The organism is Streptomyces sp. NPDC012827 (assembly GCF_042900905.1).
GTDB lineage: Bacteria > Actinomycetota > Actinomycetes > Streptomycetales > Streptomycetaceae > Streptomyces > Streptomyces gulbargensis.
The window spans coordinates 315,493-338,827 of record NZ_JBIBBY010000001.1; the positions used below are offsets into that span (position 1 = coordinate 315,493).

Here is a 23,335-nt window from a genome sequence, read left to right on the forward strand (position 1 = left end):
GCGTTTCCGGCTCGACCGGCGTCGTACGGGGATCAGCTGGGCTCGATCGTGTTGTGGAGACCCTTGATCGCGAGGGTGCCGCCGAACTGGCCCGCCTGGATGACCGTCACGTCGGTGAACATGGCGTACGAGACGTCCAGCGGGGGCGGGGTCTGGGGGCTGAAGGTGACCGGGAAGATGCCGAAGAGGTTTCCCTTCAGCTCCTCGGTGTACATGGTCACCGTGCCCCCGGTGATGGTCGAGTCCGAGTCCCGCTCCGAGCGGACGTGGCCGGTGAAGCCCGGCGAATGGACCGTCAGCTGGTGCAGGTCCCTGATCACGACGCCGTTGCTCGCGGTGAACTTCAGCGCCTTCTTGATCTTGCCGCTGCCGGTCTTCACCTCCACGATGCCGTGGTACTTGAGGCCCTTGAGGGTGAGCTTGGTGCTCTCCAGGCGCCAGGGGTCGTCCGGGAGCAGCGGGATCCCCGGCTCCAGTTCGGCCGCGGCGAGCGCCTCCGGGTCCGGCACGGGGCACGGGAACCGGGGCTTGGCGCCGTCGGGGATGTCCTCGTCCTTCCTGGGGGCGAGGCCCTTGGCGCTCTCCGGGAGCTCCTGCACGGTGGCGCCCGCCTCCCTGGCCGCCTTCTCGATGCCGTCCCTGACCGCGCCGGCCGCCGGGTCTGCGGTCCGCGTCGGCCGGGGGGCGGTCGTGGCGGGAGCGGTGGCCACGGGAGCCGTCGTGGCCAGGGCGTCGGGTTCGACGACCGGTCGCACGGCGGGCGGAGCGGTCGTCGCCGGGGCCGTGGTCGTCGGCGCCGCCGGGGCGGTGGCCGCCGGCTCGGTCCCCGGGCCGTCGAGAAGGTCCTTCAAGGCGTCGCCGACGCCCAGCGGGTCGAGCGGGTTGACCGACTTCGTCGGAGTCGGAGTCGAAGTCGGCGTCGGGGTGGGCGTGGCGGCCGGGACCGTCGTGGCGGTGGGCGCCGGGGCCGTCGTGGCGGGTGCCCGCTCCCCCGCCCCCTGCGGCGTCACCGGTCCGGTGCCTGCCGGCAACGGGGTGACGGAGGGTGCCGTCGTCGGCTCGGCGGACGGGGTCGCCGTCGCCGTCGCCGTGGGTCCGGTCGTCGGGGTGGCGGTCGGCGAGGGCCGCGTGCTCTCCGTCGGCTTCGCCGACGGCGTGGCGGTCGTCCCCTCGGGAGTCGGTTCGTCGGAGCGGGTCACGCACGGGCCGGGCGCGAAGGGGATGTCCTTCTCGTCGGCGAGGGCGAGCTTGGGCGTGAGGCCCATGCCCACGAGCACCGCGGTCGGCATGGCGGCCAGCGCCATCGCCTTGCCCGCCGGGCCCTGGATCCTGTTCAGCAGCGTCTTGCGAGGGGCCGCGTGCCGCGGACCTTTCGCGAGCGCCGGCTGGGTCTCGTCACCCCGCACTGTTCCTCCCGCCGTTGGCGTCGATCGTCGTGTCGGTCACCGGCTCGCCGTACGCCTCGCGCTGCTCCGGGACACCGGCCGCCACCACGGCCTGGGTCTCGGACCCGGACGCGTGGGCGGCCTCCGCGGAGACCTCCGGCCGGCCGTCGTACTCCGCGTCGGCGGACTCCTCGATCGGCGGGGCGGGGGCCCAGGCCACGGACATGCCGCCACCGATGAGGGCGAACAGGAACCCGATGACGAGACCGCCGAAGTTCGACACGGGAATGGAGACCAGCCCCAGGACGATCGTCGCGACACCCGCGAAGACCCGGACGATGGGCTGGTACCACATCGTGAGGCCGAGCGTGATGAGGAGGACGCCGATGATCAGCGCGCCGGATCCGGCGGTCGTCTTCATGGCGAGGGTGACGTTGCCGAGCCGCATGTCCCCGTAGGGGAGATAGGCGATCGGCAGGCCACCGAGGATGGTGAACAGTCCCGCCCAGAAGGGCCGGGTCTGCCGCCAGACCTTGAACCGGTTCTCCTTGGGGACTTCGCGGGAAGCGGGGATCTCGGCGCTCATGGAAACAGCTCCCTGGAAGCGATGTTGCTGAGAAAGAAAAGGGGAGAAGCGGGTGCGGGCCGCCGGAGCGGCCCGCACCTCAGGACCGGTCAGTCCTGGAAGCACTCCTTGGAGGTGCCCCGGTGCAGGGACAGGCTCAGGTCCGGGAGCTTGAAGGTGGCGGCCGTGGTGGCCCACGCCTTCTGCTTGACCTTGGTCAGCTCGACGGAGTCGGCGCGCTGGGCGAAGCCGAACTCGTTCGCCTGGGTGCCGGGCTGGATGCCCTGTCCACCCTCCCGCTTGGGCAGCTGGCCGGCCGCGACGCCGATGTCGATGCTCTTGAAGTCGGCGTCCGCCTTGAGCTGGGAGACGTCGAGGTAGATGTCCTTGGCGGCGACCTTGTCCTCGTCGGCGCCGGACTTGGCCGCCTGCGTGCCGGCCTCCAGGCGGAGGGTGATGTCACCGAGCCCCGGAACCGGGGTGACGACCGACTGGCACATGTTGGTGATCTTGGCCGTGTCGAAGCCGGAGACCGCGACCGGCGCGGCGAACGGCTTGCCGTCCAGGGTGTTGCCCTTGGCGATGCTGCCGTACTGGACGAACTCGGTGCCCTCCAGCCGGTCGGTGGTGACCTTGAACTCCTGGCCGGAGATCGCGAACGACGCCGCCAGCGCACCCTGCGCCAGACCGACACCGATCGCTGCCGTCGCCGCCACGCTGGGCACCATCACGACGGCGAAACGCTTCCATCTGGTCCCGCCACGAACCTGGGACTTCATGAGAATCCTCCTTCTCGGACGTACATCTCCGGGCGGGCCGGGGCCCGTCCTGGGATGGGAGAAGTGCTACGTCCTCGGGAAGGAGAGCGCCGAGGCATCAGGCGGCGCGACGCGCGTCCGAATCACCGGCGATCACCCCCGAGCGACAACCACGGGCCGCGCGGGGCGCGCGACCTGATTGGACAGGCCCTGCCCGGTGGGAGCAGGAACCCCCCTGTCCACGACCGGCGCCCGGGGCGCCGGCCCGCCCGGTGGGGACCCTCTCCGCGGGCCCGGTGGGTGCCGGGGGTGCGGTTCGGACCGAGCGTGGCCGATCGTGGTGCATTCGCGGGCGCCGCACAAGGGGGTTCGTTACTGACTAGTAACGGGTGGATAACCGGGCCATGGCAGGGCGGTACCGAACGGGTACGCAGGGTGGGGGCACGTCGCGCCCGATAGTGGAGGATTGCCGGGTGAATGCGGACAGAATCCCCGGATTGATTTACTGCAAGTAACAGCGGCCCCGCATTACCAAGTTTTGGTAAAGCGGAGCCGCTGTCCGTCGCTCTGTCGCCAAATCGTCAAGCGATCCGGCCATGCCGGGTACGGCTCAGAAAAGGACGCGCGCGAGAGCCTGGCGGGCCGCCGTCACACGGGGGTCGTCGCCGCCGATGACCTCGAACAGCTCCAGGAGCCGCACCCGCGCCGCGTCCCGGTCCTCGCCCGCCGTGCGGCGGACCGTCTCGATCAGACGGCCGAAGGCGTCCTGGACGTGACCGCCCACCAGGTCGAGGTCGGCCGCGGCGATCTGGGCGGCGACGTCGTCCGGCTTGTCGGCGGCGTTCTTGCGGACGGCCTGCGGGTCCAGGCCCTGCACGCGGCTCAGGAGCTCGGCCTGCGCGAGGCCCAGCTTGGCCTCGGGGTGGGCCGGGTCGTCGGCGAGCACGTTCTTGTACGCCTGGACGGCGCCGGCCAGGTCGCCCGCGTCGAGCGCGGACATGGCCGCCTCCAGCAGGCTGTCGTACGGACCGGCGGGACGCTGCGCGGGAGCGGCGCCGTCGGCGTCGCCGTCCACGGTGAGACCGGTGAGACCGAAGCGCTCCTCGCCGACCTGGATCAGCTGGTCGAGGGTCTGCCGGATCTGGGCCTCGGGCGCGGCGCCCTGGAACAGCGGCAGCGCCTGGCCGGCGACCACCGCGAAAACGGCCGGAATTCCCTGGATGCCGAATTGCTGCATCAGCATCTGGTTGGCGTCGACGTCGATCTTGGCCAGCAGGAAGCGGCCGTTGTACTCGACGGCAAGGCGCTCCAGGAGGGGGCCGAGCTGCTTGCACGGCTCGCACCACTCGGCCCAGAAGTCGAGGACGACCGGGACTTCGGCGGAACGCTGGATGACCTCGTGCTCGAAGCCGGCCTCGTCGACGTCGATCACCAGGGCGGAGGGCGGGACCGCCGCGGAACCACCCTGCCGGGCGGCCTCGGCGCGCGCCTGCTCCGCCTTCGCCTTGGCCTCTCCGGCCGCCTTCACCGCGGCGAGGTCGACGACGCCGCTCATGGACATGTTTCGGGGCTGCATGGGTACATCCTCCCCCTTCCGCGCGCGTAACCGGTAAGCCATGGCTGAACCGTGCCGCCCGCCGTCTCCCGCCGGTGTTCGAGACGCGCGGGCACTGGCACGGTTTGTCCTCTTCGGCGACCGGGTCCCCACCCGGCGCCTCGCACCGGGTCCCCACCCGGTGCCTTTCACTGGTTGTCGCTCAGGCCGCTCAATGCCTTTCGCTACGGGTCGTAGCGTAATGGCAGAGGGTGGGCCGGGTCGAGATCCGGACGGTGAACTGCCTCACATCGCCGCCCTCTGGCGCCGTACCTACCGGCGGGTATGGTCGACGTCCATGTGTAGCCGCACCAGCCCCCGCACCAGCCGTACCGGTCGCCCCCGCTCCACGGAGGCCGACGCGGCCATCCTGGAGGCGACCCGTGCCGCCCTGGTCGAGCTCGGCTGGTCGAAGCTCACCATGGGGGACGTCGCCGCGCGCGCCGGGGTTGCCAAGACCACCCTCTACCGCCGGTGGGCCAACAAGAACGAGCTCGTCGTGGACGCGGTCGCCGTCCTCTTCGACGAACTCCAACTGCCCGACCGCGGTTCCCTGCGCGCCGACATCGAGCACGTGGTGCTCCAGTTCGCCGCCCTCCTCGAACGTCCCGAGACCAAGACCGCCCTCATGGCGGTGGTCGCCGAGTCCACCCGCGACGAGCCGCTGCGCGAGCGCATCCGTTCCTCGATCGTCGACCGCCAGAAGCGGCTCGTCCTGGACGGCCGCCGGCGGGCGCAGGAACGGGGCGAACTGCCGGCGGAGCGCGACCCGCTGACCGTGGAAGCCATCGACGACATGATCTTCGATGTCGTCGCGGGCGCGGTCGTGCACCGCTCCCTGGTGAGCGCGGAGCCGGTGGACCAGGCCTGGGTCGGCCGGCTCTCCGCGCTCCTCATCGGAGGTCTGGGCGCGGTGGGCGCGCTCGGCTAGCGTGGCGGGCGTGACCATGGAACTGAGCGCCTCCGTACGTGCGTTGCTCGACGACGTCAACCCGGCCGTGCTGGCCACGATCCAGCCCGACGGCTCCCCCCAGACCTCGGTGGTGTGGGTCGGCCGGGACGGCGACGAGCTGCTGATCTCGAGTCAGGCGGGCCGTCGCAAGATCAGGAACATCGAGGCGGACCCGCGCGTCAGCCTCACCGTCCACGACCGCCACGACTCGCTGCTGTACGCGGAGATACGGGGCACGGCGACGGTCGCCGAGGACGAGGGCCGGGCGCTCGCCGTCGCGCTCGCGGAGCGGTACGAGGGCGAGGGCGCCGGTCAGGAGTATCTGGAGCTGCCGCCGGAGAAGGTCCGGGTGGTCGTGCGGATCACCCCGGCGAAGGTGGTCGGCACGGCCGCGCGGTAAGTCGCCCCGGCACGCGGGAGGGGCGGTACGGGAGATCCCGTACCGCCCCTTCGGCCGGTGGCCGGTCAGAAGCCCGGAGGCTCCGTGTAGACGCCCCACTCGTCCCGCAGCGCGTCGCAGATCTCGCCGAGGGTGGCCTCGGCGCGTACGGCCTCCAGCATCGGGCCGATCATGTTCGAGCCGTCCCGGGCCGCCGCCAGCATGGCGTCGAGGGAGGCGCGCACCTTGGCGTCGTCACGGTGGGCCTTGCGCTCGGTGAGCGCGCGGACCTGCTCGCGCTCGACCTCGTGGCTGACCCGCAGGATCTCCAGGTCGCCGGTGACGGAGCCGTGGTGGACGTTGACGCCGACGACCCTCTTCTCGCCCTTCTCCAGCGCCTGCTGGTAGCGGAAGGCGGACTCGGCGATCTCCCCGGTGAACCAGCCGTCCTCGATGCCGCGGAGGATGCCGGAGGTCATCGGGCCGATGGGGTGCCGGCCGTCCGGGTGGGCGCGGCGGCCGCGCTCCCTGATCTGGTCGAAGATCTTCTCGGCGTCGGCCTCGATCCGGTCGGTGAGCTGCTCGACGTACCAGGAACCGCCCAGCGGGTCGGCGACGTTGGCGACGCCGGTCTCCTCCATGAGGACCTGCTGGGTGCGGAGCGCGATCTCGGCGGCCTGCTCGCTGGGGAGGGCGAGGGTCTCGTCGAGGGCGTTGGTGTGGAGCGAGTTGGTGCCGCCGAGGACCGCGGAGAGGGCCTCGACCGCGGTGCGCACGACGTTGTTGTACGGCTGCTGGGCGGTGAGGGAGACGCCGGCGGTCTGGGTGTGGAAGCGGAGCCACTGGGCCTTGTCGGTCTTCGCGCCGTAGACCTCCTTCATCCAGCGGGCCCAGATGCGGCGGGCGGCGCGGAACTTGGCGATCTCCTCGAAGAAGTCGAGGTGCGCGTCGAAGAAGAAGGAGAGGCCGGGGGCGAAGACGTCGACGTCCAGGCCGCGGGAGAGGCCGAGCTCCACGTAGCCGAAGCCGTCGGCGAGGGTGTAGGCGAGTTCCTGCGCGGCCGTCGCCCCGGCCTCGCGGATGTGGTAGCCGGAGACGGAGAGCGGCTTGTACGCCGGGATCTTCGCCGCGCAGTGCTCCATGAGGTCGCCGATGAGGCGCAGGTGGGGCTCGGGCTCGAACAGCCACTCCTTCTGCGCGATGTACTCCTTGAAGATGTCGGTCTGGAGCGTGCCGTTGAGGACGCCCGGGTCGACGCCCTGGCGCTCGGCGGCGACGAGGTACATGCAGAAGACGGGGACGGCCGGGCCGGAGATCGTCATCGAGGTGGTGACGTCGCCGAGCGGGATGTCCTTGAAGAGGACCTCCATGTCGGCGGCGGAGTCGATGGCGACGCCGCAGTGGCCGACCTCGCCGAGCGAGCGGGGGTCGTCGGAGTCGCGGCCCATGAGGGTGGGCATGTCGAAGGCGACCGAGAGGCCGCCGCCGCCCGCCGCGAGGATCATCTTGTAGCGCTCGTTGGTCTGCTCGGCGTTGCCGAAGCCGGCGAACTGGCGGATGGTCCAGGTCCGGCCGCGGTAGCCGGTGGGGTGCAGGCCGCGGGTGAAGGGGTACTCGCCGGGCCAGCCGATCCGCTCGAAGCCCTCGTACGTGTCCCCGGGCCGGGGGCCGTAGACGGGCTCGACCGGGTCCCCGGACAGCGTCGTGAAGTCGGCGTCGCGCTTGCGGGCCTTGTCGTAACGGGCCTGCCAGCGGCGGCGGCCCTCCTCGATCGCGTCAGCGTCCATACGATCGAATTTACTAGGACGTCCTAGTAAATGTCGATGGGCAACCGCCGCGCGCGCCGCGCGCGGCGGTGTGGATCACGCCTTGGCGGGCTCCGCGGCGGTGTTCCGGACCAGCGGCAGGGTCTCCGCGACGATCTTGCGCTCGACGAAGAAGGCGGCGAAGGGGATCGTCCCCGACAGCAGGACCCACAGGAGCTTGCCGAACGGCCACTTCGCCTTGGAGCCCAGGTCAAAGGCGAAGATCAGGTACAGGATGTAGAGGACGCCGTGGAGCTGGGAGACCGCGAAGGTCACGTCCTCGCCCGTGTCGAAGCCGTACTTGGCCACCATGCACCCGCACAGGACGAGGAGCATGACGGCGGTCACGTAGGCCATGACGCGGTAGCGGGTCAGCACGCTGGATTTCATGAAGTCGAGCGTAACCGCCCCTTCGGGGCGATCTTCGGGAGGGCCCGGGGAGGGCTCAGGACTCCTCGAAGTCGTGCGCGGCCACGCGCAGCGGCCGGAGCATCGCGAAGATCTCGGCGCACTCCTCGGCGTCGTAGGCGCCGAGCCCGAAGTCCATGTCCATCAGGTCCCGGGTGGCGGCCTCGACGACCTCGCGGCCCTTCTCGGTGATGGAGGCGAGGGTCCCCCGGCCGTCGTTCGGGTTGGGCCGCTTGGCGACGAGGCCGGACTTCACGAGCCGGTCGACCGTGTTCGTCACGGAGGTGGGGTGGACCATCAGCCGCTCGCCGATCTTCGACATCGGCAGCTCGCCCGCCTTGGAGAAGGTGAGCAGGACCAGGGCCTCGTACCGCGCGAAGGTCAGCCCGTACGGCTTGACGACGGCGTCGACCTCCGCGAGCAGGATCTGGTGGGCCCGCATGATCGAGGTGATCGCGGCCATCGAGGGGACCGGGCCCCACCGCTTCTGCCAGAGTTCGTCGGCGCGGGCGATGGGGTCGAAGGGGAGACTGAGCGGCTTCGGCACGCGTCGACCTTACCGACTGGTCATATGGCGGTCAGCCCCGTCTCGCCCTTCGGTCGCGGGTGGCCGCGCGGTGTCGCAACCGGAGAGTGACCGGCGGCTGTGCCACGATGACCCGGTATGTCACGGATTGTGACGCATCGCTGCTCCGTTCGTGACGCACTGTCCCCGTTGCCCGTCCGGACCGTCCCGCACCGTCCCGTACCCGACCCTGGGGGCCGGATGTCCCGCCGCTCCGCCGTCACCGCCGCCGCCCTGGCGCTCGTCTCCGCGCTGCTGCTGCCCGGCTGCTCCCCCGGCGAGGAGCCCCGCCGGACGCCCGTCGGGCCGCCGTCCGCCCCCGCCCGGTCGGCGGCGCCGGCGAGCGGCTCGCCGTTCTGGGTGGACCCGGAGAGCGACGCGGCCCGGCAGGTGCGGGCGTTCGAGGCGGAGGGGAGGGCCGAGGACGCCCGGGTCCTGCGGCGGATCGCCGAACGGCCGGTGGCGGTGTGGCCGGCGGGTGACGACCCGGTGCCGGAGATCGCACGGGCGGTGCGCGGCGCCGCGGCCGGGAACCGTACGGCCGTCTTCGTCGCGTACAACATCCCGCACCGCGACTGCGGGATGTACTCGGCGGGCGGCGCGCACGACGGGCAGGCCTACCGGGACTGGATCGACGCCTTCGCCTCCGCGATCGGGGACGCGCGGGCGATCGTCGTCCTGGAGCCGGACGCGGTGCCGCACGTGGTGGACGGCTGCACCCCGGCGCAGTACCACGACGAGCGGTACGGGCTGCTCGCGGACGCGATCGTGCGGCTCAAGCGGCAGCCGGGCGTCCGGGTCTATCTGGACGCGGGCAATCCGGCCTGGATCGAGGATCCGGGCAAGCTGGTGGAGCCCCTGCGGCGGGCGGGGGTGGCGCGGGCCGACGGCTTCGCGCTCAACGTGTCGAACTTCCAGACGAACGAGGCGGTCCGGAGCTTCGGCGCGACCCTTTCGGGGCTCCTCGGGGGCCTCCACTTCACGGTGGACACGAGCAGGAACGGCGCCGGCCCCCTCCCGGGCGACCGGGCGGAGGCCTGGTGCAATCCGCCGGGCCGGTCGCTCGGCGTGCCGCCGACGGACCGGACCGGGGACGCGCTGATCGACGCCTACCTGTGGATCAAGCGTCCCGGCGAGTCGGACGGTCAGTGCCGGGGCGGGCCGGCGGCCGGGACGTGGTGGCCGGACTACGCGCTGGGCCTGGCGCGGCGGGCGGCGTCCTGAACCGCCCGCCGTGCCCGCCCCGCCTCAGTCCACCTGGAGCCACTTCGCCTCGGACGGGGTGCCGTCCCGGTCGGTGACGAACAGCATGTACCAGCCGGGCGGGACGAGGGTGCGGTCGTCCGGGACGTCGACGGTGACCGAGGCCCCGTCCCGCCCCCTGGTCAGGCCGAGCTCGACCGAGCGCTGCTCGACGTCGGTGGTGTGGGTGACGGCGCTCGGGCGCATCAGGCGGGCCTTGGCGATCCGGCCGGCGTCACGGGTCCTGAAGGTGGCCCGGCCGTTGCGGTCGAGCTCCTTCGGTCCTTCCCCGAGGGCGGGCCGGCCGGCGCCGGCCTTGTGCAGGTAGGGCGGGGTGAAGACCTCGATGCGCTGCTCGAAGGTGCCGAGCTTGGTGTTGTCCTTGTCGTCGAAGAGGGGGTCGGAGCCGAAGGTGGCGACCCGGCCGTCGGGCAGCAGCAGTGCCTCGGAGTGGTAGTTGCGGCCCACGGTCGGCTCGGCGGCCTCGCGGAAGGCGTTGGCCTTCGGGTCGTAGAACTGGGCCTTGAGGATGTCGCTGCCGCTGCGGCCCCGGTAGTCCCCGGAGCCGCCGGTGGTGAAGACGGTGTCGTCGGGCAGCAGGACGCTGCTGAGGTAGCGGGTGCCCTGCGGGAGGGCGGGGCCGTCCCGGAAGGCGGGGCTGTCCTTCGACAGGTCGATGATCGAGGTGCGGGCGGTGGACTTGGGCGACTCGCCGACCCCGCCGCCGCCGAGGACCATGACCTTCTGCTCCTGGGCGGGCGGCAGGATCAGGGAGGCGGAGGTCTCCAGCTGGTCGGGGTCGGTGAGGCCGGGCAGCCGGGTGAAGGCGTTCTTCCCGAGGTCCCACAGGCCCGGCTCGCGGCCCTTGTCGGCGGGGCCGTAGCCGGCGTTGGAGCCGGTGTAGAGGAGCTTGCCGCCCTTGGTGAGGAAGAGGGAGGGGTAGGTGGGGAAGTACCGGAAGGGGCCCTTGGACCACTTCTTGGTGACGGGGTCGTAGATCTCGTTGTCGCCGGGGACGACGTCGCCCACGTCGTTGAGGCCGGAGACGGCGAGGACCTTGCCGTCCTGGAGGGTGACGAGCGTCGGGTACCAGCGGGCGTCCTTCATGGGGGCGACCGGGATGTACTTCTCGGCCCTGGGATCGAACTCGTAGGCGGCCTTGATGCCCTGGAAGTCCTGCTTCTCGGTGGTGAGCTTCTGGGCGATGCCGTAGACGTTGTCGGCGTCCTCGCCCTTGAGCCCGACGATCTCGTACTGGGCGGCCTCGGTGGTGAGGGCCTGGGGGCCTTCCTTCCTGGCCTCGACGAAGACCCGGGCCTCGGCGGCGGTCACCTTGGTCTTCCAGGGCTTCATCTGCCCGCTCTCGAAGTACGAGATCTCGAAGTCGCGCTTGGCCTTCGGGACGGTGACGTCGGTGGTGGAGACGTACTCGACCCCGGACGGGGAGCGGAAGACGGTGCCCTTCTTCAGGGTCACGGCCTTGTCGGGGCTCTCGTTCTTCACCCGCATGCCGCCGCCGGCCCGCCGGACCTCGCCGTCGAGGACCTCGTAGCGGGCGGTTCCGCCGGCCACCAGGAGGCGGCCGTCGGGCAGCTGGGTGTGGCCGGAGCAGAAGAAGTCCTCGGGGGTGGGGATCTTCTTGAAGGTGTTCTTCGCCGGGTCCCACAGGACGGTCTCGAAGGTGCCGGCGTCGAAGTTCTTCTGGCTGTTGCCCGAGCCGGCGATGAGCAGCACCTTGCCGGTGTGCAGGAGGGCGGCGTGGATGGCGTTGACCCGGTACTCGCCGGGGACGTCGACCTGCGCCCAGGAGCCGTAGGCCTTCTTGTAGCCGGGCTGGGCGATCTTGTACGCGTGGTACTTCTCCTCGGCGAAGGAGACGGCCGCGGGGGCGTTGAGGGCCGCGAGGACCAGGACGGCACCGCTGCCGAGCAGGGTCTTCTTGAATTTCTTCGACGGCCGGTAGGCCATGGATCAGTTCCCTCCGGTCGTCGTCGGCGCGGGGGCGGCCGACGCGGGCGGATGCGGGGGCAGCGGCGGTACGGGCACCACCTCGACGCCCTCGCGGGCGTGGACGCGCCCGCGGGCGCGGGCCCGGGCCCGGGCGTGCGCGCGGAGCCGGAGCAGGCGCCGCTCCCTCAGGGCCGTCCAGGCCCAGACGGTGACCGGGGCGAGGGCGATGACCAGGGCCAGCACCGCCCAGGTGCGCATGGCCGCGTGGGTGTGGTCGAAGTGGGCGGAGGCCACGAGGGAGACGGCGAGGACCGCCGCCCAGAAGAGGTGGATGCGGAAGGTGAGGACCCGGTCGGGGCTGGCCGCGCCGCCCTTGGGCGTGACGACGAAGCGGCCCCGGGTGCGGAGGACCGCCGAGCCGAGGGACTTGAGGTAGATGGGCGCGGAGAGCGCGGACATCACCATGCCGGCGAGGCCACCGGAGCCCTCGGGTTCGTGCGGGGAGACGTTGTGGCGCCGGTTCCAGAGGTAGAGGCCGATCTGGAGGGCGACGGCGTCGCTGTAGATCATCATCCACACCTGGGAGGAGACCTGGGTGCCGGAGGCGCCGAGCCAGAGGTAGAGGACGCAACTGAGGATGCCGAGCAGCCAGTTGACGGCCGTCATGGGGTAGTAGACGACCATCAGGGTGTAGTTGAGGAAGCGGCCCGGCGGCATCCTGAAGGGAGCCTTCCAGTACTGCTTGAGGACCGTCTCGTAGGTGCCGCGGGACCAGCGCAGCTGCTGGGTGAAGAAGTCGGTCCAGGAGGCGGGGCCCTCGCCGACGGCGAGCACGTCGGGGGTGTAGACGGAGCGCCAGTAGCGGCCGGTGGCGGGGTTCTTGGTGCGGTGCAGTTCGAAGCCGGTGGCCATGTCCTCGGTGATGGAGTCGTACAGGCCGCCGACCTGCTTGACGGCGGTGATCCGTACGACGTTGTTGGTGCCGACGAACATGGGGGCGTGGTAGCGGTTCCCGGCGCGCTGGATGAGCGCGTGGAAGAGGAACTGCTGGGATTCGGCGGCCTTGGTGACGGCGCCGGTGTAGTTGCCGTACACCTGCGGGCCGACGACGAAGGCGACGTCCGGGTCGCGGAAGTAGCCGAGCATCCGCTCCAGGAAGTTGGGGAGCGGGACGTGGTCGGTGTCGACGGAGGCGAAGAAGTCGTAGTCGTCGCCGTGCCGGGCGATCCAGGCGTTGTAGTTGCCGTGCTTGGTCTTCGCCTTGTGGGGGCCCTTGGCGCGGTTCCACTCGGGGACGCCGGCGCGGGTGAAGTGGCGGACGCCGAGTTCGGCGCAGAGCGCCTTGGCCTCGGCGCTGTCGCCCTCGTCGAGGAGCCAGATGTCCAGGGGGCCGTCGTGGCGGAGGCGTACGGCGCCTTCGAGGGTGCCGCGGACCATGGTGAGCGGTTCCTTGCCCGGGACGTACGTGGTCAGGAAGGCGACGCGGGTGCCGCGCCGGGGGCGCACGGGGACGGGGTCGCGGGCGACCATGGTGGCGTGGGCGATGGAGGCGACGTTCACCAGCATGAAGAAGCAGATGAGCCCGATCGACACGAGCATCACGGTGTCGAAGCGGACCAGCCAGCGGTCGCCGCCCTCGCGGACGGTCCAGTGGGTGGGCCAGACGAGGTAGGCCAGGAGCAGCGCCGAGAGGACCGGCGCGAGACCCATGAGGAGGACGGCGCGTATTCGGTGCGGCTCCTTCGCGAGCAGACTCCGGTACTGCACCGTGTAGGCCGCCGTGTCCGGCTCCGTGAGGGGACCGGCGAGTCGGCTGTAGGTGTCGTAGTCGTAGCCTCCCGGCCGCACGGTGCCTCCAGCTGTCGTCGAACGGGTCGATACCCCTACAAAAGGGGACAGCGTTCGGTGTGTCGACCGGAGTCGTCCGAGTGAGTTGTTCTCGGCGCCGTACGGGTGAGCCCCCGGACCAGGAGGTTCGGGGGCTCGGTGGAGGGGGCGGGGTCACTGCGCCAAGTGGCGCTCCACGGTGGCCACTTTGGCGGTGAGCCCGTCGGTGACGCCGGGCCGGATGTCGGCCTTGAGGACGAGGGAGACGCGCGGGGCGCGCGCCTCGACGGCGGCGACGGCCCGCTTCACGACGTCCATCACCTCGTCCCACTCCCCCTCGACGGAGGTGAACATGGCGTCGGTGCGGTTCGGCAGTCCGGACTCGCGGACGACCCGGACGGCGTCGGCGACGTACTCGCCGACCTCCTCGCCCACGCCGAGGGGAGTGACGGAGAAGGCGACGATCACGCGTTCACCGTGCCTTCGCGGCGGGCGCGGGAGGCGATGACGGCGGCCTCGGCCTCGCGCTTCAGCTTGCGGTCGGCGTAGAAGCCGCCGAAGGGCAGGACGGAGAGGACGAAGTAGAGGGCCGCGGTCGTGAAGGACCACTTGGTGCGGTTCCAGGCGTCGAGCCAGAACAGGACGTAGAGGACGAAGAGGATGCCGTGGATCGCGCCCATGACCGGCACCGCGTTGAAGTCCGTGGTCCGCTTGAGGACCGAGCAGACGAGCAGGAGCAGGAACGACACGGCTTCGGGTCCGGAGACCAGGCGGAGCCGGTGCAGCGAGGAGGCGGTCTTGATGTCCACGACGGGGTCACCTTCGTTCGATCTTGTGAACGGATGCACAAGGGCCGTCCCATTGTGCACTCCGACTTTGCAGTCCCTTTAACCGGGTCCCCAGTACCGTCGAGGCCGTGGCAACGTTCCGACTCCAAGGCAGCAAGGTGCTCGCCGTCTCCCTGACCGGTGACGCCGTGAAGGCGAAGAACGGCTCGATGGTCGCCTACGACGGCCGGATGGCGTTCAAGAAGATGAGCGGCGGCGGTGAGGGCCTGCGCGGCATGGTGACCCGCCGGCTCACCGGCGAGCAGATGGAGGTGATGGAGGTACGCGGCGAGGGGACCTGCTGGTTCGCCGACCGGGCCTCCGAGATCAACCTCGTCTCGCTGCGCGGCGAGAAGCTGTGGGTGGAGGCGAGCAACCTCCTCTGCGCGGACGAGGGGCTGCGCACCGGGACGACCTTCACGGGGCTGCGCGGCGGCGCCACGGGCAACGGCCTCTTCACCACGACGGTGGAGGGTACGGGGCAGGCCGCGCTCCTGTCCGACGGCCCGGCGGTGGTGCTGCGGGTGACCCCGCAGTACCCGCTGTCCGTCGACCCCGGCGCGTACATCGCCCACCAGGGCAACCTCCAGCAGAGCTTCCAGTCCGGTGTGACCTTCCGCACGTTCATGGGCGAGGGCGGCGGCGAGGCGTTCCAGATCCGCTTCGAGGGCGACGGGCTCGTCTACGTGCAGCCGAGCGAGCGGAACACGATCGGTGGGGATGTCTGATGCCGTTCCGGGAGATCAACTCCAAGATGGTCGAGGCCCAGGTCGTCCCCGGACAGCGACTCTTCAGCCAGCGCGGCGCGATGCTGGCCTACCGCGGCGAGGTCTCTTTCACGCCGAACCTGAGCGGCGGCCAGGGCGGCCTGATGTCGATGATCGGGCGCCGGGTGGCCGGCGAGGCGACCCCGCTGATGACGGTCGAGGGCAGCGGCACGGTGCTGTTCGGGCACGGCGGCCACCATGTGCAGGTGATCACGCTGGCGGGCGACACCCTCTACGTGGAGGCGGACCGGCTGCTCGCCTTCGACGGCACCCTGGAGCAGGGCACGATGTTCATGGGCTCGCAGGGCGGGGTCATGGGCATGGTGCGAGGCCAGGTGACGGGCCAGGGCCTGTTCACCACCACCCTGAAGGGGCACGGCTCGGTGGCCGTCATGGCGCACGGCGGGGTGATCGAGCTGCCGATCGCGCCGGGACGCCCGGTCCACGTGGACCCGCAGGCGTACGTGGCGCACCGCGGCGACGTACGGAACAAGCTGTCCACCGCGCTGGGCTGGCGCGACATGGTGGGCCGCGGCTCGGGCGAGGCGTTCCAGCTGGAGCTGAGCGGCAGCGGCGTGGTCTACGTCCAGGCCTCGGAGGAGAAGCTGTGAGCACCCCTGTCATCCACGACCCGCACACGCTGCCGTCGGACGACAACGTCGATCCGTACACCTTCTGCGTGGAGCTCAAGGGCTCCCAGTGGTTCCTGCAGAAGGGGAAGATGATCGCCTACTACGGGCGGATCGAGTTCAACGGCATCGGGCACGGCCGGCTGGACCGGCTGGTCCGCACCTCCTTCCACTCGCCGCTGCACGCGAGCGACTGGGTGGTGGCGGAGGGCAGCGGGAAGATGCTGCTCGCGGACCGGGCGTTCGACGTGAACTCCTACGACTTGGACGAGGGCAACCTGACGATCCGCTCCGGGAACCTGCTCGCGTACCAGCCGTCGCTGGCGCTGAAGCAGTCGATCGTGCCGGGCTTCGTGACGCTGATCGGCACGGGCAAGTTCGTGGCGGCGTCGAACGGCCCGGTGGTCTTCATGGAGCCGCCGCTGCGGGTGGACCCGCAGGCGCTGGTGGGCTGGGCGGACTGCCCGTCCCCGTGCCACCACTACGACCACGGGTACATGACGGGCGTCATGGGCGGGCTGCGCGCCCTGACGGGGATCGGGGGCACCTCGGGCGAGGAGCACCAGTTCGAGTTCGTGGGCGCGGGCACGGTGCTGCTCCAGTCGACGGAGCTGCTGATGCCGGAGCGGGACGCGGGCGCGACGCCGGCGCAGCCCGGGGTCCCCGGCGGCACGGGAGGGCACGGTTCCGGCCAGGGTCAGCACGGTTCGGTGCCGCGCCTTCCCGGACAGCTCGGGGACCTCCAGCGTCGCTTCGGGCTGTGAGCGGTAGTCTGCGGAGTGTGACGCCCCTCGAAGGCGTGTCCGTGCAGGGGCAGCGGGTGCGTCGCGTCACACTCCCCGATTTCGTCAAGTATTCAACTTCTTAGGTAGAATCCATACATGGAGACCGAGACAGCCACCCCCTGGCTCACCGACGCCGAGCAGTGCGCCTGGCGCACGTACCTGGACGTCAACAGAATGCTGACGCACCAGTTGGAGAGGGACCTCCAGCCCTTCGGTCTGACGATGAACGACTACGAGATCCTCGTGAACCTCTCGGAGTCGGCCGAGCGGCGGCTGCGCATGAGCGACCTGGCCGCGGCCACCCTCCAGTCCAAGAGCCGCCTCTCCCACCAGATCACCCGCATGGAGAACGCGGGTCTCGTCGAGCGCGCCCACTGCGAGTCCGACCGGCGCGGCCTCTACGCCGTCCTCACCGACCACGGCATGGAGACCATGCGCAAGGTCGCCCCGCACCACGTCGAATCGGTTCGCCGGCACTTCATCGACCGGTTGAGCCCCGAAGCCCTCGCCGACCTCCACGACTCGCTGAAGCCGGTCGCGGAGGAGCTGCGCGGGCTGCGCGGCAAGCCCTGACGGCGCCCCCCGGCGCCCCCGACCTGACATATCCGCGCCGGGCCGCACCAGCGGCGCGAAAGGGCCTTCCCGGCCGTCCGGGAAGGCCCTTTCGCGTCACCGCGTCCCGTGGCCCGGCCGTACGGCCGGGACCGTACGGAGACTCAGGCGGTGCCCGTCAGGCTCGCCACGAGCTCGTCGGAGGCCGCGTACGGATCCAGCTCGCCCGCGGTGATCCGCTCCGCGAGCGCGTCCAGGCGCCGGTCGCCGCGCAGGTCGCCGATCCGCTCCCGCAGCGCCGTGATGGTGATGGTCTCCACCTCGCGCGCCGCACGGGACCGCCGGCGCTCCGCGAGCACCCCGTGCTCCTCCATCCACGCCCGGTGCTTCTCCAGGGCCTCCACGACCTCGTCGACGCCCTCGCCGCGCGCCGCGACCGTCTTCACGATCGGCGGCCGCCAGTCGCCCGGCGCGCGCGCCTCACCGAGGCCCAGCATGTGGTTGAGCTCCCGGGCCGTGGCGTCCGCCCCGTCCCGGTCCGCCTTGTTCACCACGTACACGTCGCCGATCTCCAGGATGCCCGCCTTCGCGGCCTGGATGCCGTCGCCCATGCCGGGCGCCAGGAGGACGACGGAGGTGTCGGCCTGGGAGGCGATCTCCACCTCCGACTGTCCGACGCCGACCGTCTCCACCAGGATCACCTCGCAGCCGGCCGCGTCGAGCACGCGGATGGCCTGCGGGGCCGCCCAGGCGAGACCGCCCAGATGGCCGCGGGTGGCCATGGAACGGATGTAGACGCCCGGGTCGGAGGCGTGCTCCGACATCCGCACCCGGTCACCGAGCAGCGCTCCCCCGCTGAACGGGGAGGACGGGTCGACGGCAAGCACGCCGACCCGCCTGCCCGCCCTGCGGTACGCCGAGACCAGCGCGGAGGTGGACGTGGACTTGCCCACGCCCGGCGAGCCCGTCAGGCCCACCACGTACGCGCCGCCCGTCAGCGGCGCCAGCGTCGCCATCACCTCGCGCAGCTGCGGGGACGCCCCCTCCACGAGCGAGATCAACCGGGCCACGGCACGCGGCCGGCCCTCCCGTGCCTGGGCGACCAGAGCGGGGACGTCCACCATCAGTCGAGCTCCTTGCGCTTTACGTGGGTGACTTACTTGCCCGGGACCTTGATGATCAGCGCGTCGCCCTGACCGCCGCCGCCGCACAGCGCGGCCGCGCCGACGCCGCCGCCGCGCCGCTTGAGCTCCAGGGCCAGGTGCAGCACCACCCGGGCACCGGACATGCCGATGGGGTGGCCGAGCGCGATGGCGCCACCGTTGACGTTCACCTTTTCGGGGGTGACGCCGAGGTCCTTCATGGACTGGTGGGCGACCGCGGCGAAGGCCTCGTTGATCTCGATCAGGTCGAGGTCCTCGACCTGGAGGCCCTCCTTCTTCAGGGCGTGGCGGATCGCGTTGGACGGCTGGGACTGGAGCGAGTTGTCCGGGCCGGCCACGTTGCCGTGGGCGCCGATCTCGGCGATCCACTCCAGGCCCAGCTCCTGGGCCTTGGCCTTGCTCATCACGACCACGGCGGCGGCGCCGTCGGAGATCTGCGAGGAGGTGCCGGCGGTGATCGTGCCGTCCTTGGCGAAGGCCGGGCGGAGCTTGGCGAGGGACTCGGCCGTGGTCTCGCCGCGGATGCCCTCGTCCTGGGAGAAGACGACCGGCTCGCCCTTGCGCTGCGGGATCTCGACCGGGGTGATCTCGGCCTCGAAGATGCCGTTCTTCTGGGCGGCGGCGGCCCGCTGGTGCGAGAGGGCGGCGATCTCGTCCTGCACCTCGCGCGCGATGGCCAGGCGGGTGTTGTGCTTCTCCGTGGACTCGCCCATGGCGATGCCCTCGAAGGCGTCGGTGAGGCCGTCGTAGGCCATCGCGTCGAGCATCTCGACGGCGCCGTACTTGTAGCCCTCACGGGACTTCGGCAGCAGGTGCGGGGCGTTGGTCATCGACTCCTGGCCGCCGGCGACGACCACGTCGAACTCACCCGCGCGGATGAGCTGGTCGGCGAGGGCGATGGCGTCGAGGCCGGAGAGACACACCTTGTTGACGGTGAGGGCCGGGACGTTCATCGGGATGCCGGCCTTTACGGCGGCCTGGCGGGCGGGGATCTGCCCGGCACCCGCCTGGAGCACCTGCCCCATGATCACGTACTGGACCTGGTCGCCGCCGATGCCGGCCCGGTCCAGGGCGGCCTTGATGGCGAAGCCGCCGAGGTCGGCGCCCGAGAAGGACTTGAGCGAGCCGAGCAGACGACCCATGGGCGTGCGGGCGCCCGCGACGATCACTGAGGTGGTACCGGTCGTTCCAGACATGAGGCACAGCCCCTTGGGATGAGGAGTGAACGAGGGTTTACCGCCAATGTACTGAGCGGTGCGGTGCCGGGTCACCGGCCGGTCGGTGTGATCGCGCGCACGTTGCGTAACCACCGCCGCGGCGCTGCACTGGACACATGCTGACGCGTATCGACCACATCGGGATCGCCTGTTTCGACCTGGACAGGACCGTCGAGTTCTACCGTGCCACGTACGGTTTCGAGGTCTTCCACACCGAGGTCAACGAGGAGCAGGGCGTCCGCGAGGCCATGCTCAAGATCAACGGGACCTCCGACGGCGGGGCCTCCTACCTCCAGCTCCTGGAGCCCACCCGCGAGGACTCCGCGGTGGGCAAGTGGCTGGCCAAGAACGGCGAGGGCGTGCACCACATCGCCTTCGGCACCGCCGACGTCGACGGCGACGCCGAGGCCATCCGCGGCAAGGGCGTCCGGGTCCTCTACGACGAGCCGCGGATCGGCTCCATGGGCTCCCGCATCACCTTCCTCCACCCCAAGGACTGCCACGGCGTCCTGACGGAACTGGTCACTTCGGCGAAGCCCTCGGCTGACCACTCCTCAGCGGAGCACTGACCTCCGGATTCCCGGCCCGGTAGAGTGGGCGACTCCGGGCCGGGGCCGGTCGGAGCCGTGCGCGCACGGCACCGAAGTCGGGATGTCGGGGTCGTCCGATCTGCCACGATTCCCCGGGGGTCCGTCCTCGGCCGAGAGGACGTGCTCGTTGGAGTTGCGGGCAGGGTTGGGGTCTCCCCTGCTCGGAGAGCTCGGGGAAGGATGGGACCGCGCAGTGCGGGGCTACGAACGCCAGGAGAGCCACCGAGCTGAAGACGACCATCTCGCCCGGTTCGAGGCCGAGATGGAGCGGCTGAAGACCGAGCGGGAGAAGGCCGTCCAGCACGCCGAGGACCTCGGCTACCAGGTGGAGGTCTTGCGCGCCAAGCTCCACGAGGCGCGCCGTACCATCGCGTCCCGGCCCGCCTACGACAGCGCGGACATCGGATACCAGGCCGAGCAGTTGCTGCGCAATGCCCAGGTGCAGGCCGAGCAGCTGCGCCAGGACGCCGAGCGCGAACTGCGCGAGGCCCGGGCCCAGACGCAGCGCATCCTCCAGGAGCACGCCGAGCACCAGGCCCGGCTCCAGGCCGAGCTGCACAACGAGGCCGTGCAGCGCCGCCAGCAGCTCGACCAGGAGCTGAACGAGCGCCGCCGGACCGTCGAGGCGCACGTCAACGAGAACGTCGCCTGGGCCGAGCAGCTGCGCGCCCGCACCGAGGCGCAGGCCCGCCGGCTCATGGAGGAGTCCCGCGCCGAGGCCGAGCAGGCGCTCGCCGCCGCCCGCGCCGAGGCCGCCCGGCTCACCGAGGAGACCGGCCGCCGCGTCGGCGCCGAGGCGGAGTCCGCCCGTGCCGAGGCCGAAGCGATTCTGCTGCGCGCCCGCAAGGACGCCGAGCGGCTCCTCGCCGCCGCCTCCAGCCAGGCGCAGGAGGCCACCAGCCACGCCGAGCAGCTCCGTACCACCACCACCGCCGAGACCGACCAGGCCCGCCGCCAGGCCACCGAGCTCTCCCGCGCCGCCGAGCAGCGGATGCAGGAGGCCGAGGAGAAGCTCCGCCTGGCCCGCGCCGAGGCCGAGCGGACCCTCGACGAGGCCAAGGAGGCGGCCGCCCGGCAGCTCGCCTCCGCCGAGTCCGTCAACGAGCAGCGCACCCGCACCGCCAAGACCGAGATCGCCCGGCTCGTCGGCGAGGCCACCAAGGAGGCGGAGGCCCTCAAGGCCGAGGCCGAGGAGAAGCTCCGCGAGGCCACCGAGCGCGCCGAGAAGCTGGTCGCCGAGGCCACCGAGAAGGCCCGTACGGCGGCGGCCGAGGACTCCGCCGCGGCGCTCGCCAAGGCCGCCCGCAGCGCCGAGGAGATCCTCGGCAAGGCCTCCGAGAGCGCGCAGGAGACCACCCGCAAGGCCGCCGAGGAGGCGGAGCGGATCCGCCGCGAGGCGGAGACCGAGGCCGACCGGCTGCGGTCGCGCGCCGAGGAGCAGGCCGACGAGCTGCTCGGTTCCGCGAAGGACGACACCAAGGAGTACCGGGCCAAGACGGTCGAGCTCCAGGAGGAGGCCCGCCGGCTGCGCGGCGAGGCCGAGCAGCTGCGTGCCGAGGCGATCGCCGAGGGCGAGCGGATCCGCGGCGAGGCCCGCCGCGAGGCCGTCCAGCAGATCGAGGAGGCGGCCAGGACCGCCGAGGAGCTCCTCGCCAAGGCCCGTACCGACGCCGACGAGCTGCGCGCCAAGGCCGGCACGGAGAGCGAGCGGGTCAGGACCGAGGCGATGGAGCGGGCCCAGACGCTCCGCGCCCAGGCCGAGGAGACCCTGGAGCGGACCCGTGCCGAGGCCGAGCGGCTGCGTGCCGAGGCCGAGGAGCAGGCGGAGTCCGTACGGGAGGCGGCCGAGAAGGCCGCCGCCGAGCTGCGCGCGGACGCCGAGCGGGCCGCCGAGGCCCGGCGCGCCCAGGCCGCCGAGGAGCTGGCCCGGCTGCACACCGACGCCGAGGCGAAGGTCACCGCCGCCGGGCAGGAGCTCACCGACGCCCGGGCCGAGAGCGAGCGGATCCGCCGCGAGGCCGCCGAGGAGACCGAGCGGCTGCGCACCGAGGCCGCCGAGCGCATCCGTACCCTCCGGGAGCAGGCCGAGCAGGAGGCCGAGCGGCTGCGGACCGAGGCCGCGGCCGACGCGTCCACGGCGCGCGCCGAGGCCGAGGCGACGGCGGTACGGCTCCGCACGGAGGCCGCCACCGAGGCCGAGCGCCTGAAGTCGGAGGCCCAGGAGACCGCCGACCGGGTGCGGGCCGAGGCCGCCGCGGCGGCCGAGCGGGTCGCCGCGGAGGCCGCGGAGGCGCTGGCCGCCGCACAGGAGGAGGCCAACCGGCGCCGCCGGGAGGCCGAGGAGACCCTGGAATCGGCGCGCTCCGAGGCGGGCCGGGAGCGCGAGCTGGCCCGCGAGCAGTCGGAGGAACTCCTCGCCGCCGCCCGCAAGCGGGTGGAGGAGGCGCAGACCGAGGCGCAGCGCCTGGTCGAGGAGGCGGACGCCCGGGCGACCGAGATGGTCACCGCCGCCGAGCAGACCGCCCAGGAGGTGCGGGACTCGGTGGCCGGGCTGCGCGAGCAGGCCGAGGAGGAGATCACCGGGCTGCGGTCCGCCGCCGAGCACGTGGCGGAGCGGACCCGTACCGAGGCGCAGGAGGAGGCGGACCGGGTCCGCGCCGACGCCCACGAGGAGCGGGAGCGCGCGACCGAGGACGCGGCCCGGGTCCGGGCGCGCGCCCAGGAGGAGTCGGAGGCCGCGAAGGCGCTGGCCGAGCGGACGGTCGCGGACGCGATCACCGAGTCGGAGAAGCTGCGCGCGGACACCGCCGAGTACGCGCAGCGGGTACGGACCGAGGTCACGGACTCGCTCGCCGCGGCCGAGCAGGACGCGGCCCGCACCCGGGCGGACGCCCGGGAGGACGCCAACCGGATCCGTTCCGAGGCGGCCGAGCGCGCCGATTCGGTGGTCGGCGAGGCGCGGGCGGAGGCCGAGCGGATCGGCGCCGAGGCGGCCGGGCTGCGGGCCGAGGCGGAGCGGATCAAGGCGGAGGGCGAGGCGCAGGCGGAGGCGCTGCGCGCCGCTGCCCGCGCGGACGGCGAGCGGGTCCTCGACGAGGCCCGCAAGGCCGCCGACAAGCGGCGCGCCGACGCCGCCGCACAGGCCGACACCCTCATCGGCGAGGCGACCGCCGAGGCGGAGCGGCTCACCACCGAGGCCGCCGAGCTGCTGGAGACGGCGGAGCGGGACGCCGAGCGGCTCCGTACCGAGGCCGAGCAGGTCAAGGCGGAGGGCGAGGCACAGGCGGAGGCGCTGCGCGCCGCTGCCCGCGCGGACGGCGAGCGGGTCCTCGACGAGGCCCGCAAGGCCGCCGACAAGCGGCGCGCCGACGCCGC

The 23,335-nt window shown here is 71.9% G+C and carries 22 protein-coding genes; 9 read left to right on the forward strand and 13 right to left on the reverse strand.

The annotated features are described in order from the left end of the window. Positions 1-32: 32 nt before the first annotated feature. The 4 genes from ACFY60_RS01355 to ACFY60_RS01370 form a co-directional block, all read right to left on the reverse strand. Complete coding sequence (locus ACFY60_RS01355; RefSeq protein ID WP_388607748.1) at positions 33-1,406, reverse strand: hypothetical protein; 1,374 nt, start codon at positions 1,404-1,406, stop codon at positions 33-35. Then, a complete protein-coding gene (locus tag ACFY60_RS01360; protein ID WP_388607746.1) occupies positions 1,396-1,971 on the reverse strand; it encodes a DUF6114 domain-containing protein in 576 nt (191 codons plus the stop codon). Before ACFY60_RS01360 ends, ACFY60_RS01355 begins: the two co-directional genes overlap by 11 nt. 89 nt (positions 1,972-2,060) lie before the next feature. After that, complete coding sequence (locus tag ACFY60_RS01365) at positions 2,061-2,729, reverse strand: DUF6230 family protein (RefSeq protein ID WP_388607745.1); 669 nt, start codon at positions 2,727-2,729, stop codon at positions 2,061-2,063. 589 nt (positions 2,730-3,318) lie between these two features. Beyond that, positions 3,319-4,284, reverse strand: a complete 966-nt coding sequence (locus ACFY60_RS01370; RefSeq protein WP_388607743.1) for a tetratricopeptide repeat protein — start codon at positions 4,282-4,284, stop codon at positions 3,319-3,321. Positions 4,285-4,600: 316 nt separating this feature from the next. Here ACFY60_RS01370 and ACFY60_RS01375 point away from each other — a divergent pair, with 316 nt between their 5' ends. Both ACFY60_RS01375 and ACFY60_RS01380 read left to right on the forward strand, forming a co-directional pair. Continuing rightward, positions 4,601-5,233: a TetR/AcrR family transcriptional regulator gene (locus tag ACFY60_RS01375; protein WP_388607742.1), complete on the forward strand. Its 633-nt coding sequence runs from the start codon at positions 4,601-4,603 to the stop codon at positions 5,231-5,233. Between the two features lie 10 nt (positions 5,234-5,243). Beyond that, the gene (locus ACFY60_RS01380; RefSeq protein ID WP_388607740.1) at positions 5,244-5,654 is read left to right on the forward strand and encodes a PPOX class F420-dependent oxidoreductase; all 411 of its coding nucleotides are present in this window, start codon (positions 5,244-5,246) and stop codon (positions 5,652-5,654) included. A 65-nt stretch (positions 5,655-5,719) separates the two neighbouring features. On the opposite strand, the gene ACFY60_RS01385 is transcribed toward ACFY60_RS01380, so the two are convergent. From ACFY60_RS01385 to ACFY60_RS01395, 3 genes are all read right to left on the reverse strand, one after another. After that, a complete protein-coding gene (locus ACFY60_RS01385; protein ID WP_388607739.1) occupies positions 5,720-7,420 on the reverse strand; it encodes a methylmalonyl-CoA mutase in 1,701 nt (566 codons plus the stop codon). Between the two features lie 75 nt (positions 7,421-7,495). Then, positions 7,496-7,828, reverse strand: a complete 333-nt coding sequence (locus ACFY60_RS01390; protein ID WP_345285483.1) for a DUF3817 domain-containing protein — start codon at positions 7,826-7,828, stop codon at positions 7,496-7,498. A 55-nt stretch (positions 7,829-7,883) separates the two neighbouring features. Continuing rightward, positions 7,884-8,393 carry a MarR family transcriptional regulator gene (locus tag ACFY60_RS01395; RefSeq protein WP_345285485.1) on the reverse strand — a complete coding sequence of 170 codons (510 nt, stop codon included), beginning with the start codon at positions 8,391-8,393 and terminating at the stop codon, positions 7,884-7,886. 219 nt (positions 8,394-8,612) lie between these two features. Here ACFY60_RS01395 and ACFY60_RS01400 point away from each other — a divergent pair, with 219 nt between their 5' ends. After that, positions 8,613-9,635 carry a glycoside hydrolase family 6 protein gene (locus ACFY60_RS01400; protein WP_388607738.1) on the forward strand — a complete coding sequence of 341 codons (1,023 nt, stop codon included), beginning with the start codon at positions 8,613-8,615 and terminating at the stop codon, positions 9,633-9,635. Positions 9,636-9,659: 24 nt separating this feature from the next. Here ACFY60_RS01400 and ACFY60_RS01405 read toward each other — a convergent pair whose 3' ends face one another. The 4 genes from ACFY60_RS01405 to ACFY60_RS01420 form a co-directional block, all read right to left on the reverse strand. Continuing rightward, on the reverse strand, positions 9,660-11,621 hold the full coding sequence (locus tag ACFY60_RS01405) for a galactose oxidase-like domain-containing protein (RefSeq protein WP_388607737.1): 1,962 nt from the start codon (positions 11,619-11,621) through the stop codon (positions 9,660-9,662). 3 nt (positions 11,622-11,624) lie between these two features. Beyond that, the gene (locus ACFY60_RS01410; protein ID WP_388607735.1) at positions 11,625-13,451 is read right to left on the reverse strand and encodes a glycosyltransferase family 2 protein; all 1,827 of its coding nucleotides are present in this window, start codon (positions 13,449-13,451) and stop codon (positions 11,625-11,627) included. Positions 13,452-13,604: 153 nt separating this feature from the next. Further along, the gene (locus tag ACFY60_RS01415; protein WP_309051811.1) at positions 13,605-13,898 is read right to left on the reverse strand and encodes an MTH1187 family thiamine-binding protein; all 294 of its coding nucleotides are present in this window, start codon (positions 13,896-13,898) and stop codon (positions 13,605-13,607) included. After that, a complete protein-coding gene (locus ACFY60_RS01420; RefSeq protein ID WP_309051810.1) occupies positions 13,895-14,239 on the reverse strand; it encodes a DUF3817 domain-containing protein in 345 nt (114 codons plus the stop codon). The genes ACFY60_RS01415 and ACFY60_RS01420 overlap by 4 nt, the downstream gene beginning before the upstream one ends. A 107-nt stretch (positions 14,240-14,346) precedes the next feature. Here ACFY60_RS01420 and ACFY60_RS01425 point away from each other — a divergent pair, with 107 nt between their 5' ends. From ACFY60_RS01425 to ACFY60_RS01440, 4 genes are all read left to right on the forward strand, one after another. After that, positions 14,347-14,985 carry an AIM24 family protein gene (locus ACFY60_RS01425; protein WP_388607734.1) on the forward strand — a complete coding sequence of 213 codons (639 nt, stop codon included), beginning with the start codon at positions 14,347-14,349 and terminating at the stop codon, positions 14,983-14,985. Beyond that, positions 14,985-15,635, forward strand: coding sequence for an AIM24 family protein (locus tag ACFY60_RS01430; RefSeq protein WP_388607733.1), 651 nt, complete (start codon positions 14,985-14,987; stop codon positions 15,633-15,635). The genes ACFY60_RS01425 and ACFY60_RS01430 overlap by 1 nt, the downstream gene beginning before the upstream one ends. Further along, positions 15,632-16,417, forward strand: coding sequence for an AIM24 family protein (locus ACFY60_RS01435; protein ID WP_388607732.1), 786 nt, complete (start codon positions 15,632-15,634; stop codon positions 16,415-16,417). The genes ACFY60_RS01430 and ACFY60_RS01435 overlap by 4 nt, the downstream gene beginning before the upstream one ends. Before the next feature lie 117 nt (positions 16,418-16,534). Then, complete coding sequence (locus ACFY60_RS01440) at positions 16,535-17,011, forward strand: MarR family winged helix-turn-helix transcriptional regulator (protein WP_388607730.1); 477 nt, start codon at positions 16,535-16,537, stop codon at positions 17,009-17,011. A gap of 143 nt (positions 17,012-17,154) precedes the next feature. On the opposite strand, the gene meaB is transcribed toward ACFY60_RS01440, so the two are convergent. Together meaB and ACFY60_RS01450 are read right to left on the reverse strand one after the other, a co-directional pair. After that, positions 17,155-18,114 (reverse strand): methylmalonyl Co-A mutase-associated GTPase MeaB, encoded by a 960-nt coding sequence (gene meaB, locus ACFY60_RS01445; protein ID WP_388607729.1) that lies wholly within the window; start codon positions 18,112-18,114, stop codon positions 17,155-17,157. 32 nt (positions 18,115-18,146) lie between these two features. Then, positions 18,147-19,349, reverse strand: a complete 1,203-nt coding sequence (locus ACFY60_RS01450) for an acetyl-CoA C-acetyltransferase (protein ID WP_388607728.1) — start codon at positions 19,347-19,349, stop codon at positions 18,147-18,149. Between the two features lie 137 nt (positions 19,350-19,486). Here ACFY60_RS01450 and mce point away from each other — a divergent pair, with 137 nt between their 5' ends. Both mce and scy read left to right on the forward strand, forming a co-directional pair. Then, positions 19,487-19,939 (forward strand): methylmalonyl-CoA epimerase, encoded by a 453-nt coding sequence (mce, locus tag ACFY60_RS01455; RefSeq protein WP_388607726.1) that lies wholly within the window; start codon positions 19,487-19,489, stop codon positions 19,937-19,939. Positions 19,940-20,153: 214 nt separating this feature from the next. After that, positions 20,154-23,335 (forward strand): polarized growth protein Scy (scy, locus tag ACFY60_RS01460; protein ID WP_389456981.1); only part of this gene is annotated, 3,182 nt, incomplete at its 3' end.

What these genes read in the sequence shown, in the direction of transcription:
- ACFY60_RS01370 (WP_388607743.1), bottom strand. Translation starts at nt 4,284, where the DNA reads ATGCAGCCCCGAAACATGTCCATGAGCGGCGTCGTCGACCTCGCCGCG.
- meaB (WP_388607729.1), bottom strand. Translation starts at nt 18,114, where the DNA reads ATGGTGGACGTCCCCGCTCTGGTCGCCCAGGCACGGGAGGGCCGGCCG.
- ACFY60_RS01400 (WP_388607738.1), top strand. Translation starts at nt 8,613, where the DNA reads ATGTCCCGCCGCTCCGCCGTCACCGCCGCCGCCCTGGCGCTCGTCTCC.
- ACFY60_RS01430 (WP_388607733.1), top strand. Translation starts at nt 14,985, where the DNA reads ATGCCGTTCCGGGAGATCAACTCCAAGATGGTCGAGGCCCAGGTCGTC.
- ACFY60_RS01440 (WP_388607730.1), top strand. Translation starts at nt 16,535, where the DNA reads ATGGAGACCGAGACAGCCACCCCCTGGCTCACCGACGCCGAGCAGTGC.
- ACFY60_RS01405 (WP_388607737.1), bottom strand. Translation starts at nt 11,621, where the DNA reads ATGGCCTACCGGCCGTCGAAGAAATTCAAGAAGACCCTGCTCGGCAGC.
- ACFY60_RS01365 (WP_388607745.1), bottom strand. Translation starts at nt 2,729, where the DNA reads ATGAAGTCCCAGGTTCGTGGCGGGACCAGATGGAAGCGTTTCGCCGTC.
- ACFY60_RS01450 (WP_388607728.1), bottom strand. Translation starts at nt 19,349, where the DNA reads ATGTCTGGAACGACCGGTACCACCTCAGTGATCGTCGCGGGCGCCCGC.
- mce (WP_388607726.1), top strand. Translation starts at nt 19,487, where the DNA reads ATGCTGACGCGTATCGACCACATCGGGATCGCCTGTTTCGACCTGGAC.
- ACFY60_RS01385 (WP_388607739.1), bottom strand. Translation starts at nt 7,420, where the DNA reads ATGGACGCTGACGCGATCGAGGAGGGCCGCCGCCGCTGGCAGGCCCGT.
- ACFY60_RS01375 (WP_388607742.1), top strand. Translation starts at nt 4,601, where the DNA reads ATGTGTAGCCGCACCAGCCCCCGCACCAGCCGTACCGGTCGCCCCCGC.
- ACFY60_RS01390 (WP_345285483.1), bottom strand. Translation starts at nt 7,828, where the DNA reads ATGAAATCCAGCGTGCTGACCCGCTACCGCGTCATGGCCTACGTGACC.
- ACFY60_RS01360 (WP_388607746.1), bottom strand. Translation starts at nt 1,971, where the DNA reads ATGAGCGCCGAGATCCCCGCTTCCCGCGAAGTCCCCAAGGAGAACCGG.